Source organism: Candidatus Flexifilum breve, assembly GCF_016713355.1.
In genome coordinates, this window is sequence record NZ_JADJPI010000039.1 from 231,922 (window position 1) to 246,601 (window position 14,680).

Below are 14,680 nucleotides of genomic sequence, written 5' to 3' on the forward strand. Positions count from 1 at the left end.
ACAGAGGGTTTCGGGTAACGCCGATAAAAAAGGACGAGGCATGCCTCGTCCCTACAGACGCCATTCTATTCCCTCTCCCGTGGGAGAGGGCTAGGGTGAGGTTAAATTACGACCCGCCCGTGACGCTGACCGTCTCGGCGAGCTCAATGGACAGAGCGCTGATCTGGGCCTGCCGCGCGAGGTCAATCGCTTCGGCGAGGATGCGCGCTGCTTCCTGCGGGCTGTGGAAGCCCGTGCTGTTCTCCGACGAGACGAAGTCCCAGCGCATCTGCGCGCCGCGGTGCAGAGTCCGCGCGTCGAGGAGCTGCTCGTCGGTCGCGCCACCCGCCATGGCCGCGCTGATGGCATCCATCGCGGCGAGGATCGCGACTTCGGTATCATCCACCAGCCCCGCGGTCGTCGTCTGGATAGCGACCACCCGCGAGATCAGTTCGTCCTCGTCGACGTTGTGGCACGTTTGGCAGGCCGCGCTGACGTTGGTCAGTGGGCTGCGCAGCCAGTGATCGCTGTACTTGACGCTGCCGACGCGGGTATAGGGCATGTGGCAGTCGGCGCACGCGACACCCGCGCGGGAGTGAATGCCGGAGCTGTACATTTCGAATTCCGGATGCTGCATCTTGAGCAGCGGCGACCCGGTTTCCGGGTTCGTCCAGTCGATGTGGCCGACTTCCTGATAATAGGTTTCGATGTTGTCGATGGAGAGGCCGTTCGCCCACGGGAAGGTGAGCACCTTGTCTTCGCCCGCGAAATAATATTCGACGTGGCACTGCGCGCACACGTAGGTACGCATTTCCTGCTGTGTGGCTTCCGCAACATCAATACCACGGGCCGCCATCGCGTTGATGAAGGCCGGACGGGTGATCGTGAGTTCCATCGTTTCCGGGTCATGGCAGTCGTGGCACGAGCTGCCGGTGTGCAGGTTCGCGCTCAGGTCGTTGTAGGGCGTGTGATTGAATTCTTCCCAGCCCATTTCGGCGATCAGCAGAGGGGCTTCAGCGGAGTGGCAGTTGGCGCACGCGCCGGGCTGCTGGCGCTGGAGCACGCGCTCCGATTCACGCTGGTCGATCAGCGCGTAGGCGTGGCCGCGTTCCTCGTTGTATTCAATCGAAAAGGCGTAGCCCGCATACAGGCGCAGCAGATTCGGATTGGCTTCGAGGTGGCTGAACGGTTCCGAACCACCAAAGGTCGTGCGCCCGTAGTTTTCCGCCGTGCGCTGGAACATCTCATACTGCACGGGGAAGTTTTGCCCCCACACCGCCGGATCAAGTTCATCCGCGCCGATTTCGACGATGCGCAGCGGTGACTGCCGCGCTTCGTTTTGCCGTTCGTTGATGTTCAACAGCAGCGCGGCCACGCCGACGGTGAGCAGGACCGCCCCGATGAACACGAAGGCGTAGAGTAAGGCTTGACGTGATCTCTTCATGAGCAGTTTTCCTCTTTATTGCGTGTTGCGATTCTGATGACCGGGATTGCCGTGGCATTCAACACAGCGCCGCTCTTGATCCGCATGCATGCCGTACACGTTGCTGATCAGCGTGGCGTGGCAGTGAATGCAGTTCTCTTGCGCGATATCCGCGTTGAAGTCCGTGATCTGGATCACTTCCGGATAGTTTCCGGTCGTGAACGCCAAACTATGGTTGAAACCGTTGATCCCCTTGACCACCCATTTCCCGACCGGATCGTGCGGGGTGTGGCAGTCGTTGCACGTCGCGAAGTTTCGATGGCTGGATGTTTGCCAGGCTTCGTATTCGTCGCGCATGATGTGGCAGTTGACGCACGTCTCGGGGTCGTTGGAAAGATACGACGTGCCGCGGGCATACACAAACGTGAAGCTGCCCAGCCCGACCAGCACCCCGAGTACTATCATCAACAAGCCGCCGAGCAGCAGTGAACGAGCGCTGCCGAGTCGCCGCATAGCATTACCTCCCTCTAGCCGTGACAGCGGTTCTACGCTTACATTAGCACGAGGTGAGAAGTAGAAAATTGATCCAGATCAAGTTTGCGGGGAGTTTCCCACCTGCCCGAATCCCCTCGCCCGAAGGCTCAGGAAAATCCAAGGCAGGCGTCGATCAGCCGGGGTAACGCAGATAGAGTGCGAAGGTGTGAATGTGGAGGTTAGGAAAGCTCAGCGACTACCTGCAGCGCGGCTAGATCGCAGATTTCCAGCCGCTTATGGGAGCAGATCAGCCAACCCTGTTTTTCCCACTGTGTCAGCGTGCGATTAATCGTTTCGACCGTTGTCCCACTGAACTCGGCGAGATCCCGCTGCGTGAGCGGCACATCGATCAAGAGATTGCCATCCAGCGGTTTGCCGAATTTCTCGCACATTTTAAGCAGTGTCAGGGCGAGGCGGCGGTCGACCCGTTTGGTCGCCATATGCCGGACGCGGTCATGCCCTTCGTGGACATGCGCGGTGAGGAGGTCGATGATCGTAAGCGCCAACTCCGGGTAATCGAGCATCAACGCGCGGGCGTCCTGCCCGTCAATGCCGATGAGCGTACTTTCCTGAATGGCTTCGATCTGTGTGGGATGGGGATAACTACCGGAGATCGCCAGCAGCCCAAAGACATCGCCGACCCCGTACACCTTGAGGGCGACGCATTGTCCGTCTTCCGTATACTGGAGGAGGCGCATCCCACCCGACTGTAAGATGTAAAACGAATGGATGTAGTCACCCTGATACAGCAGTACTTCACCCGCCTTGAGCGTGAGGGTGCGTGCAACGCTCAGCATGGCGCTGAGGATCGTGCTGTCCAGATGTTGAAAGGCGGAAATTTGGGGCAGTTGAGCCGGAATACCGCTGCGAATCAAGGTGGACGCTCCGATGGTCTAGGACTGACGCCCACTATAGAAGATCGCGGCGCAGCGTCCTAGTGACGATGCGCCGCGAAAACTCAACTGGATGTCACTACCGCAGGAACGCTTCGAGCAAGCCGCCGTCCACGCTGAAAACCTGCCCGGTCGTCTTGCTGAAGGCGTCCGTGCTGATGAGGTACGCGACTTCCGCCTGATCCGCCGGGGTGATCGGCAGCTTGGTCAGCGTGCGCTGCGCGTAGAAATCCGCCAGCTTGGCGCGCAGCGCTTCGGTGCTTTCGTCTTCGCTGTGCGCGATGTTGTATTTGACCAGCGAGCTGATCACGCGGTCGCGCGGGAACATGGTGCTGCCATCGACCACCGTTGCGGGTGCGAGGCCGTTGACGCGCACCAGCGGCGCGAGTTCGACCGCGAGTTCGCGCACGAGGTGATTGGCCGCTGCTTTGCTCGTGTCGTAAGCCAGCGAGCCCTTCTTGGCGACCGCCGCGTTGACGCTGGTCGTCAGTACCAGCGTGCCGCGCAGCTTCTGCGCTTCCCACACGGCGCGCGCTTCGTCGGCGACGATGTAACCGCCGAGCACATTCACGTCGAAGGTGAAGCGCCACTTGTCGTCGGTGATGTGCCCGGTCTTATCCGGCGATACGAACACACCCGCCGTGACGATGATGTTGTCGATGCCACCGTAGGCCAGCACGACGCTGTCGAGCAGGGCGCGCACGCTCTCGCGGTTGGTGATGTTCACCGCGCAGGCGATGGCCGGTCCCGAACCGGACAGCCCCGTCCCCGCCACGCCGATGCCGACGCCGTAGATCTTCAGCAGTTCGTCGGCGGTGGCCTGCGCCGCGTCGCCGTTGAGGTCGGCGCACACGACATGCGCGCCTTCTTTGGCGACCCGGTGCGCGACCGCGTGCCCGATGCCGCTGCCCGCGCCGATCACGATGACGACGCTGCGTTCAAACGGCTTTTCCGGCGGCATGCGCTTGAGCTTGGCTTCTTCGAGCAGCCAGTATTCGATGTCAAAGGCTTCCTGACGCGGCAGCGCGACGTATTCGCCGACGGCTTCCGCGCCGCGCATAACTTCCACGGCGCAGTTGTAGAATTCGGCGGTGACGCGGCTTTCGCTCTTGTTCTTGCCCCACGCGATCATGCCGAGGCCGGGGATGAGGATCACCGTCGGGTTCGGGTCGCGCATGGCGGGCGAATTCGGGTGCTTGCACGCGGCATGATAGGCGGCGTAGTCGGCGCGATACTGCGCCAATCCGCCGTTCAGCTTGGCGACCAGCGCGGCGGCGTCTTCGACCTGCGGGTTCCAATCGACGTACAGCGGCTTGATCTTCGTGCGCAGGAAGTGATCCGGGCAGCTCGTACCGAGTTCGGCGAGGCGGGCGGCGTCGTGGCTGTTGACGAATTCGAGGATCGTCGGGTCGCTCTGCACCGTGCCGATGAAGCGGTTGTACTGCGACACCAGCCCACGCAGCGTGGGGAGCAAATCGATCAGGCGGCGTTCCGCATCAGCCAGCGGTTCGTACTTCGCGCCGCCGAAGGTCGCCGCGCCTTTGTCATGCGCTTCAAGGTAGCGCGCCGCCTTCTCGATCAGCGTGAGCGACAATTCGTAGCATTCCTTGTCGTCGTTCGCCCAGTTGATCAGACCGTGCCCGCCCAGGATAATGCCCTTGAGGTTCGGGTTCTGACGAATCGTTTCCTGCAGCAGCAGGCCGAGTTCAAAGCCGGGACGCTGCCATTCGACCCACGCGACTTCGTCGCCCCAGATTTCGCTGACCAGTTCGCGACCGTTGCTGCAGGCGGCGATGGCGATCACCGCGTTGGGGTGGGTGTGGTCGACGTGATCGAACGGGATGAAGGCATGCAGCGGCGTATCAATGGAAGTGGCGCGCGGGTTGAGGTTGAACACGGTGTGCGTGTACATGTCGACCATAGCGTCTTCCATCGGCGTCTTGACGCCTTTGACGTCCGCCGCGGCGTAGATGCCCTGCAGCGCCATCAGCTTGTCCATGTACAGCGACGCAAAGTTCGCCTTCTTGGAGGTGCGCAGGTCGCCGCCGGAACCCTTCACCCACATCACGCGGACGGGTTCGCCCGTGAGCGGGTCGGGCAGCGTGACCTTGCTCGACGTGTTGCCGCCGCCCGTGTTGGTGATGCGCTGGTCGGTGCCCAGAATATTGGACCGATAGACGAGACGCTCGACAGGATCGAGGGCGTTGGCGCGGGCCTCGTCCCACAGATAGTTGACATGGCGATAGTCGCCCGGGTTATACAATTGCATGGGTATCCTCACTAAGTGCTCGCAATTGGCGTGAATCCAACAAGAAGGTTCTTTTGATGATGGGCATTCGGATGACAATTGCCCGAAAATAGCATCAATCGATGCAAAACGCAAGTTTGTGAAAGAAAAGGCAATCTTCTATCACGCTAGATCGAAGGCCAAACGCGCAGAACGGAGTCCACCTTGGTCGCCTCAACGCTCGTCGGGATGTGCTGTTGACACGATCTGACGATACACCGGATAATCGAGATAATCGGTGTGAGGTATGGTTCAGGTGCGTCACGTGCCCGCCTTATGGTTTTCGCATAGAGTCGCCCTTGTGGCTGGATTCGCTGCCACGCTCTTGGGCGGAATCGCGCTTATAGGTTGGTACTTGGATATCCCCCTGCTGCGGTCGCTGGGCATGCAGTTCTCGCCGCTGTCGCCGAATGCATCGGCCAGTTTTGTGCTGGCTGGCATCGCCTACTGGGCGACGGTCAACAGCCGGGCGCCGCTGGCGCGGGGGCTGGGCGGCATCATCAGCAGCATTGCCCTGCTGACGCTCATTGAAAACCTGTTCGGGGTCAACCTGAGCATTGATACGCTGCTGATTCCCGTCAACCATCCCGCTTACCTGCATCCCGACCGCATGAGCGTCGTCACCGCGCTGAATATGCTGCTCCTCGGGACGGTGCTCGTCCGCGGCCTCGGGCGCGCCTCGCGCGTGAACGCCACCTGCATGCTGCTCATTCTCGCAAGCAGTTGGGTCGGGCTGCTGGGGCTGGTCTACAACGTCACCTCACTTTACAGCCTGCCGATCTTTCAAAGCTTTTCCATTCTCTCAGCGTTCACCTTCATGGTGCTGGTGGTGGGCTACTTTTATTCGCAGCCCAGTCCCTTCCTGACCGTCTTGCGCTCGAAGACCAGCGCCGGCCTCACCGGGCGGCGACTGCTTCCGCTGGCGATGATCGCCCCGCTGACCTTCGGTTGGCTGATGTCGGAACTCACCCGTAACGGCGTTGTCGACACCGCGATGGGCGTGGCCGTGATCGTCATGCTCACGTCTGGGCTGTTCGTGCTCGTGATCAACGTGACGATGCGGATTCAGTATGATGAAGAACTGCTGCGCCAAGCCGCCGCCCACGACGCACTGGAATTCGCGCTGCACCGCGAACGCAACCGCCTGCTCAATGAATTTGTCACCAATACGCTGCACGATTTACGCACGCCGCTCAGTTCGATTGGCACGAGCGCTTACATCGCCGGGCGCATCGAGGATGCGGCAAAGCGCGGGGAACGCCTTGAGCACATTCAGACGGAAGTGCGGCAGATCGGCAAGCTGCTCGATCAGTTTGCGGAGATGGTGCGCCTGAATCAGATGGAGGGCGTCGTCCTCACTCCATTAGCGCTCAATCCCATCGTCGTACGAGCCGCGGCGGAATATCAGGTGCTGGCAGAACGCAAGGGCGTGCGCGTCGTCACCGAGGTCTTCCCCGGTGAGCTGGTCGCCCCGGTCAGCGATTTACTGCTGCAAACCGCGCTGATACAGGTGCTGAATAACGCGGTGCGCTATACGCCGTCCGGCGGGCTGATCACCCTACGCACGCACTGCCGGGAGACGCACGCGCTGATCGAAATTGCCGATACGGGCGAAGGGATTCCGGCGGCGGCGCTCCAGCGCGTGTTCGATGTGCAGTACAAAGGCAACACCGCGCGCACCGCCGATGGCAGCACGGGCGGCATCGGCCTCTCGATGGTCAAACGCATCCTCGAACTGCATCACGGGCGTGTCGACATCACCAGCATCGTCGGGCAGGGGACGACAGTCAGTTTGATCATCCCGATTCACACCCCGCCGAGCTAAACACGCGGCTTCAACCAACGCTCCGCCCGCAGCAGGTAGAGCAGCGCGCACAGCCCCGTCAGCCCGCTGATGATCGCCCCCACGCCGAGCAGCGGCGTCGTAAACTCGAATTCGACCGTCGGCGCGCTGTGCGGCGGCACGACCACACCGATCAACTGCCCGACCGACTCCAGCGGCGCAGGCTGACCATCTAGCCGCACCACCCACCCCGGCCACGCGACATCCTGCACGACCAGCACCAGCGGCTCGTCGGTCGGGTTGTCAATGGGGATGGTGATCCGACCGGGCACCCACGTATAGGCGTCGATGCGTGTGGTCAGTGGGGTGAGGGCGGGGAAACGGCGGTCAGCCAGCAGATCGGGCAGCGGGTGACTCACCAAATCAGCATAGGGGATGGTGAACACATAGCCGAGCGCGTTTGGGTTGCGCCATGCACACGGCACACCGTCCATGAGTGGACTTCCGGGCTCCGGCGTCCAGCCGCGACCGCCGAACAACTCGCGTTCCTTCGCAAAATACAGAATCGCCCAGTCTGGCGCGGCCTCGCTGAGATCGGCATTGTAGAGCGTCGGCGCCAAACCAAGCGGATCGTAGTCGGCGGAGATATTGCTGAGCCGGATGCCCGTCCGCAGGAAGGCGCTGGCGTTGCTGTAATCGAGCGCCCACACGCTGATGAAAGGCGCGTCATCGTTGGCTTGAATCCAGTCGAGACAGGCGTTCATCTCTGCCGATTCAGGTTCGACAAACCCGGCGCGGACGCGCGTGGTCACTGTCTCCCACGCGGCGACCAACGTGAGCAGGATCACCAGCGCGCCGATGGCCGCGCCGAGGAGTCCGCGCACCCAAACGCGGACTGCGCCGCTCGTGAGACTCGCCGCCTGCGCCTCAGGATCGATGCGCTTCCACAGGCGATCCACGGCCAACGCGGCGAAGACCGCCGCCCAAAACGAGGTGAGCGTCAGCATGCGGTTAACCCCGCGCCAGCGCCCCATGATGGCGGTATGCTCGCGCAGCCAACCGATGAGCGGGTTGGTCGCCGTGCCCCATGTGGTGAAGAAGATCAGCAGGAAGCCGCCCGCCACCCACACGCGCCAGTGCGCGCCGAACAATTTGCGCTCGCCGGGGAGTGTGCGCTCCAGTACCGGAAACAGGATGAACACGACGAAGCCATACCACGCGGGCATGGTGTAGAGGTAGTAGTTTTCACTACGCACCCCCGCACTGAGGACGATCTCTTCCGAGGTGAACAACTGCGCCAGCACGCGCAGCGGATCGGCGTAATCGCCCCACCCCGGCTCGGCCAGATGGCGACCAATATAGCCGGAGGTGAGCAGCGTCGGCAGCAGCGTGACCGCTGCCAAGCCGATAGTCAGCAGCAGAGCCAAGCCAAGCCGCCGCGCGATCACCCGGTCAAGGCGGAACGACCGCCCCGCCGCCGGATCACGCTGCACAAGGTAGATGCCGCCGATGCTCAACGCCATAATCAACGCGGGCAGCGTGTAATAGACGTTGCCGCCGAAAAACACCAGCGTGATCCACACAGCCAGCAGCACCACCGGGCGGCGGCTCTCACGAAACTTGACCAGCGCCACCGCCGCCGCGGCCACCCACGGTAGATAGCTCTGTGTGATGCCCAGTTGAAAGAAACCCTCCGCCAGCGAAGCATGCTGCGGGCCTTTCACCGCGAACAGCAAACCGAGCAGCAGGCGCGCGGCCACGCCAAAGCCGAGCACACGCGCCAGATACCACCCGCCCCACCCGGCGATCACCGCGGACAGCACGATGCTGATCTTGAGGCCATTCGGGTAACCCACGATCAGGCTGGGCAGCGTTTGAAACGGGTTGAGCAGGAAGGCCACGGTGTTGTCGACGGTGGGTTCGCCGTGGTTGAAGTAGGGCTGCCAGAGCGGCAGGGTGCCCCGGTCGCGCAGACTATCGGCGGCGAACTGCGCCGACCCGGTCAGCCACTGCGCTTCCCACCCGCTGATGGTCAGCGTAGCGTCAAAATTGAGGTAGGCGCGCAGACCATAGATCGCGAAGGCGGCGATCAAGATCAGCTCGAACAGGCTTTGGCGCAGCCGCAGGGCAGGCAGGGAGGTCACGGTAGTCTTTCCAGTTGATCAGGCAGCATACTCCCCCTACTGTACCGCCAGTTGCGCCGCTCTGCACGATCAGGAAATGCCCTGAGCGGCAGCTTTGAACCCCTCTGGACTCACGTGAATAGCTGGTGTACACTGATCGTCTTGCATAACGAAGTTTGCTACGGAAACTAATGAACGACAGCAATCACGATCATTTCAAATCAGACCGCATGGCGACGTGGATCAAGAGCGCCTGGCTGCCGCAGCACCCGACAGCGATCACGGTGTGGACCTCGGTGGCCGTTGTCAGCGAGACGGTGGTCGAGCGGATTGATCGAAGCATGTCGTTTGCGGGGTATCGCTTCACGGCCAGCGAAGCCCTCGACTGTCCCGTCGTCGCCAATATCCGCCAATTGGATGATCGCAGCTTTGTGTGGCGGCAAACGGGCGCGTTCATCTATCACTTCAACCCGGAAGCGGGCGGCGACGTGATCGACGTGCTGGTGCTGTGCGCGCAAATCCACGAAGTCGGCTGGAGTTTCGTTGTGCTGGCCGCGCTGCCGGAACACTTCAAAAAGGGCTGGACGGCCTTCGTCGAAGAGGCGAATCGGCTGGACGAAGCCTACGATCAGCATGACCGCGTGATCGTCATCGGCGGGCGGCAGAATTCGTTTGTGCCCACGGTTGACTGGGACGAGATCGTGCTGCCAAGCGCGCTCAAAACCGATCTGCTTAACGATGTGGACGCTTTCTTCAAGAAGGGCGTGAGCATCTACCTGAAGCTCAACCTCAAGCCGTTCCGCAAGCTGCTGCTGGCGGGCGTGCCGGGGACGGGCAAGACGATGCTGTGCAACGCGCTCGCCAAGTGGGCGATCAGCGAAGGCTATCTGGTGATTTACATCTCCAGCGCGCGCAAGACGAGCAACGAAGAGGAATACACGACCTCGTTCAGCAAGATCGAACGAGCGCTCGAAGCCGCGGCCTCGTCCAGCGTCCCCACGCTGATTCTGCTCGAAGAGCTCGACGCCTACCTGCACGAAGACGAGAAGGCGCTCGTGCTCAACGTGCTCGACGGCTCGGAAGCGCCGCTCAACACCAAAGGCACGCTGCTGGTTTCGACGACCAACTACCCGGAAGCGATCGACGAGCGCGTGCTCAAGCGGCCGGGGCGGTTGGATCGCGTGTTCATCATCCCCGAAGTCAAGACGGATATGGACGCGGTCGAGATGCTCAAGCGCTACCTCGGCGCCATGTGGAACGACGAGTTCAAGCAGTTCGCGCACGAGCTGGTCGGTTACCCCGGCGCGTTCATCCGCGAAGTGGCCATCTACGCGCTGACGCAGGTCGCGCAGGATGACCTGCCGGAACTGCCGCCCGCCCTGCTCGAAAAGTCGTTCAAGGCGCTCAAGGCGCAAATCGACGCGCGCGACAATTTCCTCAAGCAGCGCTCGTTCGGCCTCGGCGATCCGCTGCGGTCAGCAAACGGGAGCTAACCCTCGTTAAGATGCTTGTCGTAGGGGCGCACGGCCGTGCGCCCCTACAGGAAAGAATCTTCCCCACACGCAAGGAAAACCAAGATGGAACTGGAAGCCTTTCGCCGCTGGACGCAGCGCCTCATCGATAACCTGAAACAGGATGAGCGCGTACTCGGTTTGGTGATGCTGGGATCAGCCGCGGAGATCCGCCGTATTCCGGATGCATGGTCAGATCACGACTTCTTCGTCATCACGCGGCCCGGCGTGCAGGAAGCCATGCGGGTGAACCTCGACTGGCTGCCCGACGCCGAGCAGATCGTGCTCTCTCCGCGCGAAACCGAGCACGGCCTCAAAGTGCTGTTCGCTGACGGGCATGTGATCGAGTTCGCCGTGTTTGATCTGGAAGAAGTTCACCGCGCGCGCGTCAACGATTACCGTATATTGTTCGAACCCGCCGACGGCGCGATCAGCGCATTGGTGCGTCAATCTGAGGAGCGTGATGCGTCCGCGCCGCCCTTTGATCACGGGCGCGAAGCCGAACTGCTGCTGTCACTGGTAGTGATTGGGAGTGGACGGGTCGCGCGTGGGGAAGTGCTGGTTGGGTCGCGCTTCATCAAGGACTTCGCGCTCTCGGCGTATTTGCGGATGCTGGCGCATCAGGTTGCGCCCGCGCCGGGCTCGATTCCCGACAACCTCGATCCGTTCCGCCGCGTCGAACAGTGCTACCCGCAGATCGCGCCGCGCATCCATGCGCTGCTGCTGCTGCCCCCGCTCGATGCGGCCACCGCGCTGGTCGATCTGGCGGTGAGCACGCTGCATTCGCTGCCAGCGGCGGCGCTGCCCGTCGTGCGCAGCGAAATCGAGCGGGCGAAAAACTACAACGGGTAGATGTTGATCCCGAGCGCAGTCGCAATGGCGACCAGCAGCGGGGCAATAAGCAGGGCGGGGAGGAAGTTGGCGATGCGCGGCTGCTTGATGTCGAGCAGGATGAGCGACAAACCGATCAGCATCAGGCCGCCAACACCCGTCATCTCGTTGATCATCGGGTCGGTCATCACCTGCCCGATCTGGCTGCCGATCAGCGCGAGGCCGCCCTGCACCACCAGCACGGTGATCGCGCTGAAGCCCACGCCAATCCCCAGGCTGGACGCAAATGCCAGCGCGCCGAACCCGTCCAGCGTGCTCTTGATCGCCAACTGCTGAAAGCCGAGCGCCAAGCCCATGCCATCCTGCATCGAGCCGACGAACGTCAGCGGGCCGATGCAGAAGACGAGGCTGGCCGTCACGAAGCCGTTGATGAAGCGCACGCGGTCTTTAGCATCCGACGTGTGTCCCCCCGCCCGGGTTTGCAGCCACGCGCCGAGCTTCTCAAAGGCCACGTCGAGGCGCAGCAGTTCGCCGATGATCGCGCCGATCACCAGACTGAGCAGCGGAATGATGATGTTGCCGCTCGCGCCCGCGTTGCTGATGCCCACATACAGGGTCACGAGGCCTAAGCCCGTGATGACGGTTTGCTGAATGCGTTCCGGTAAGCGATTGCCGATCAGCAGGCCGAGCGCCGTACCGATCAGCACCGTGATGATGTTGAGGATGGTTCCGCCCAAGAGTTACCGCCAGTTTTCGAGGTTGAGGTTGAGGCCGCTAAAGTCTTTGGTGTTGTCGGTCACGAGGATGGCGTTTCTGAAATAGACCACATTATTCATCCTCAAAACCAAGATCGCGTTCCGGAAACACGACCCGATTTTCCCGCAGAAACGCATCAAATTCAGCCCACCATTCATCATCGCCCGGCTCGTGTTCCAACGAATCCAGTACTTCCATGATCCGTGTGATTTGCGACTTTTCCTGATTTTCAACCTGTTCGTACTGTTCACTAGGAATCAGAATGTATTCTTTTCCTTCCAGATCGTGAACGATGATCGCCCCTTTAGGCAGGTTTACGGTATCCGTCATGGTTCACCTCGCTCAAACTCAGGCTGAAGCAAAGCATACAACAGCAAATCGTGATAGTCACCCCAGTCCCAGTACTGTTCGCGCAGCCGCCCCTCAAACTTAAAGCCGAGCTTCTCCAGCACGCGCATCGACCCGGGGTTATCCGCGCTCACGTCCGCTTCGACGCGGTGCAGCTTCATGTGGTCGAAGCCGAAGCGAATGATCGCCCGCAGCGCCTCGGTCATGATGCCCTGTCCCCAGTGGGACTGCGCGAGATCATAGCCGATGGACGCCCGCTCGTCTTTGCGAATCCAATAGTTGTAACCACACATGCCGATCACCCACGCGGGATCATCTTTGAGGGTGATTCCCCAGCGCAGTTCATAGAGATCGGGGTAGTTCCATTTGATGTTGCGGATCAGTTCGCGGGCTTGCTCGACATCCGTGTATGGGGCACCGATGTTGTGGCGCGTCACCTCGATGTCACCACGAATCATGAACACGGCGTCTGTATCGGTTTCCAGCAGTTCCCGCAGAATCAGCCGCGGCGTTTCCAGCGTCGGGAACGTTTTGAAGTCGTAGTCGGGCTGGATCAACGTAAGCGGCGCTCCTTGCTGCCGTTGCCGAGCCGCTCCCGCGTTGCGCCGAGGGGTTTGCCGCCGATCTCGCCGCGCAGCATCGCCTCGTAGAAGGCCTCATCATAGCTGCGCGTTTTGACCACGACGGGCATCGGCACAGCATGCCCCATGATGATCGCCTGCTGCTTAGTATCCAAGCGCGAGAGCACTTCGCGCAAGCCCGCCGCCCCGCTGATCCCGGTCAAGACAGCGTTGATGTCGCGTTCGTTGTCGAGCAGCGCCGTCACGCGTGTCCCCACCTGACTCAACACTTCCTCGTCAATCCCGCTCGGGCGCTGATCGACAATCAGCAGCGTGACGTTGTACTTACGCATCTCACGCGCGATGATGCCAAACGTCGTCTGGCTGGCGATCTTCGGGTCGAGGAACTTGTGCGCTTCTTCAATCGTGATCAGAAGCTGCGGCGGTTCCATTGAGGCGTCACCCATTGCCCGCTCGACCTTGTCGATGTACAGGCTGTGAATGCGGCGCGTCAAATAGTTGGCGACCAACATGTACGCTTCCAACGAATTGCCATAGCGCCCGAATTCGAGCACGACGCTGCGCCCGCCTTCCAGCAGCTTGACGATCTGCGCGACGCTGTCGCCTGGTGACTGCGGCACGAGAAACTGCCAGCGTTCGAAACGCTGCAAACGCCGCTGTAAACCGACAAACGTCCCGGAGCGGATCGGCGTCGTCTGCTCGATTTCGTCAATATCTTCGTTATTCGCGTTGATCGTCCGCTCGATCCAGCGTTCACCCCAGCGCTTGGCGACGGTGCGCGCCGCGTCGAGCATGGCGTCGGTCAAGCCCATCGTTTCGCGCAGCGCTTCGATGTCTTCCGGCTCGACCTCGTCATAGCCGAGCTTGACCTCAAAGTCGACCTTCGCATTGCGCTTGAGCGACGATTCGGGATCGAGCGTGCAAATGCTCACCTTGTCGTTAAATAACTGCTTCAAGCCCTTGACGCGCGGGCCGCCTTCGTTGGTCGCTTCCCAGCCGTAGTCGTTGTGCATGTCGAAGATCAAATTGACCGCTGCGCCTCCGACCGAGCGTTCGACCAGCTTCTTCAGGTTGAGGTTGATCTGCGTTTCTTCCAGTTCGAGCGGCGCGCCGACGTTGAAATTCATGCCCTCTTCTTCGCCGAAAACCGCGTTCACGTCTTCGACCGTGGCATTCATCACGCGCATGAAGTGACCGGGGATCGTCTTGACCGGCTTGGGTTTGGGGTGACTTTCGGTATCGTCAATCGAGAGCATGGGCTGTGCGTGGATTTTGCCATACGCCGCCGTGCCGATATAGATCGCTTCGAAGAACGGGTCGCTGATGTCCGGCGGCGCATTCTGAATGTCCGGGTTGCTGCTGTCCAACACGACATCGGTGATCATGCAAAAGAAGCGCCGCTGATGCCCATGGACGACGATGTAGCGCCCAACAGCCAGTTCTTCCACCGACTGACCGCTGTCCAACTTGATCACCAGCCCCTTGCTCAATGAGCCGCTGACGACCACCCCGAGCCGCGCCTCGCTGTCCAGCAGGCTGACGCGTCCGGTTCTTGGGAACATCTGTTCTAAATCAGTGGAACTATTGGATAGAGACATATGCACACCAACCTATACATTTTAGCCTGTTGG

General features: G+C 61.2%; 12 protein-coding genes. 3 read left to right on the plus strand and 9 right to left on the minus strand.

The window, feature by feature from the left end; genetic code table 11:
* Positions 1–106: 106 nt before the first annotated feature.
* The 4 genes from IPK17_RS37455 to IPK17_RS37470 form a co-directional block, all read right to left on the minus strand.
* Positions 107–1,423, minus strand: coding sequence for an ammonia-forming cytochrome c nitrite reductase subunit c552 (locus tag IPK17_RS37455; RefSeq protein WP_343422855.1), 1,317 nt, complete (start codon positions 1,421–1,423; stop codon positions 107–109).
* A gap of 15 nt (positions 1,424–1,438) precedes the next feature.
* On the minus strand, positions 1,439–1,915 hold the full coding sequence (gene nrfH / locus IPK17_RS37460) for a cytochrome c nitrite reductase small subunit (protein ID WP_343422856.1): 477 nt from the start codon (positions 1,913–1,915) through the stop codon (positions 1,439–1,441).
* A gap of 200 nt (positions 1,916–2,115) precedes the next feature.
* Entirely contained in the window at positions 2,116–2,811 is a 696-nt protein-coding gene (locus IPK17_RS37465) for a Crp/Fnr family transcriptional regulator (RefSeq protein ID WP_343422857.1), read from the minus strand.
* A 97-nt stretch (positions 2,812–2,908) separates the two neighbouring features.
* On the minus strand, positions 2,909–5,098 hold the full coding sequence (locus tag IPK17_RS37470) for a bifunctional rhamnulose-1-phosphate aldolase/short-chain dehydrogenase (protein WP_343422858.1): 2,190 nt from the start codon (positions 5,096–5,098) through the stop codon (positions 2,909–2,911).
* Between the two features lie 319 nt (positions 5,099–5,417).
* Between IPK17_RS37470 and IPK17_RS37475 the strand changes: the two genes are divergently transcribed.
* Positions 5,418–6,941: a sensor histidine kinase gene (locus IPK17_RS37475; protein WP_343422859.1), complete on the plus strand. Its 1,524-nt coding sequence runs from the start codon at positions 5,418–5,420 to the stop codon at positions 6,939–6,941.
* Here the strand turns inward: IPK17_RS37475 and IPK17_RS37480 are convergent.
* On the minus strand, positions 6,938–9,043 hold the full coding sequence (locus IPK17_RS37480) for a hypothetical protein (protein WP_343422860.1): 2,106 nt from the start codon (positions 9,041–9,043) through the stop codon (positions 6,938–6,940). The genes IPK17_RS37475 and IPK17_RS37480 overlap by 4 nt on opposite strands.
* A gap of 170 nt (positions 9,044–9,213) precedes the next feature.
* On the opposite strand from IPK17_RS37480, the gene IPK17_RS37485 reads away from it, so the two are divergent.
* Positions 9,214–10,515, plus strand: coding sequence for an AAA family ATPase (locus tag IPK17_RS37485; protein ID WP_343422861.1), 1,302 nt, complete (start codon positions 9,214–9,216; stop codon positions 10,513–10,515).
* An 84-nt stretch (positions 10,516–10,599) separates the two neighbouring features.
* Positions 10,600–11,385 (plus strand): hypothetical protein, encoded by a 786-nt coding sequence (locus tag IPK17_RS37490; protein ID WP_343422862.1) that lies wholly within the window; start codon positions 10,600–10,602, stop codon positions 11,383–11,385.
* Here IPK17_RS37490 and IPK17_RS37495 read toward each other — a convergent pair.
* The 4 genes from IPK17_RS37495 to IPK17_RS37510 form a co-directional block, all read right to left on the minus strand.
* Entirely contained in the window at positions 11,373–12,101 is a 729-nt protein-coding gene (locus tag IPK17_RS37495; protein WP_343422863.1) for a DUF554 domain-containing protein, read from the minus strand. The genes IPK17_RS37490 and IPK17_RS37495 overlap by 13 nt on opposite strands.
* Before the next feature lie 91 nt (positions 12,102–12,192).
* Positions 12,193–12,450, minus strand: a complete 258-nt coding sequence (locus tag IPK17_RS37500; protein ID WP_343422864.1) for a hypothetical protein — start codon at positions 12,448–12,450, stop codon at positions 12,193–12,195.
* On the minus strand, positions 12,447–13,025 hold the full coding sequence (locus IPK17_RS37505) for a GNAT family N-acetyltransferase (RefSeq protein WP_343422865.1): 579 nt from the start codon (positions 13,023–13,025) through the stop codon (positions 12,447–12,449). Before IPK17_RS37505 ends, IPK17_RS37500 begins: the two co-directional genes overlap by 4 nt.
* Positions 13,022–14,611, minus strand: a complete 1,590-nt coding sequence (locus IPK17_RS37510) for an ATP-binding protein (protein ID WP_343422866.1) — start codon at positions 14,609–14,611, stop codon at positions 13,022–13,024. The genes IPK17_RS37505 and IPK17_RS37510 overlap by 4 nt, the downstream gene beginning before the upstream one ends.
* Positions 14,612–14,680 lie beyond the last annotated feature (69 nt).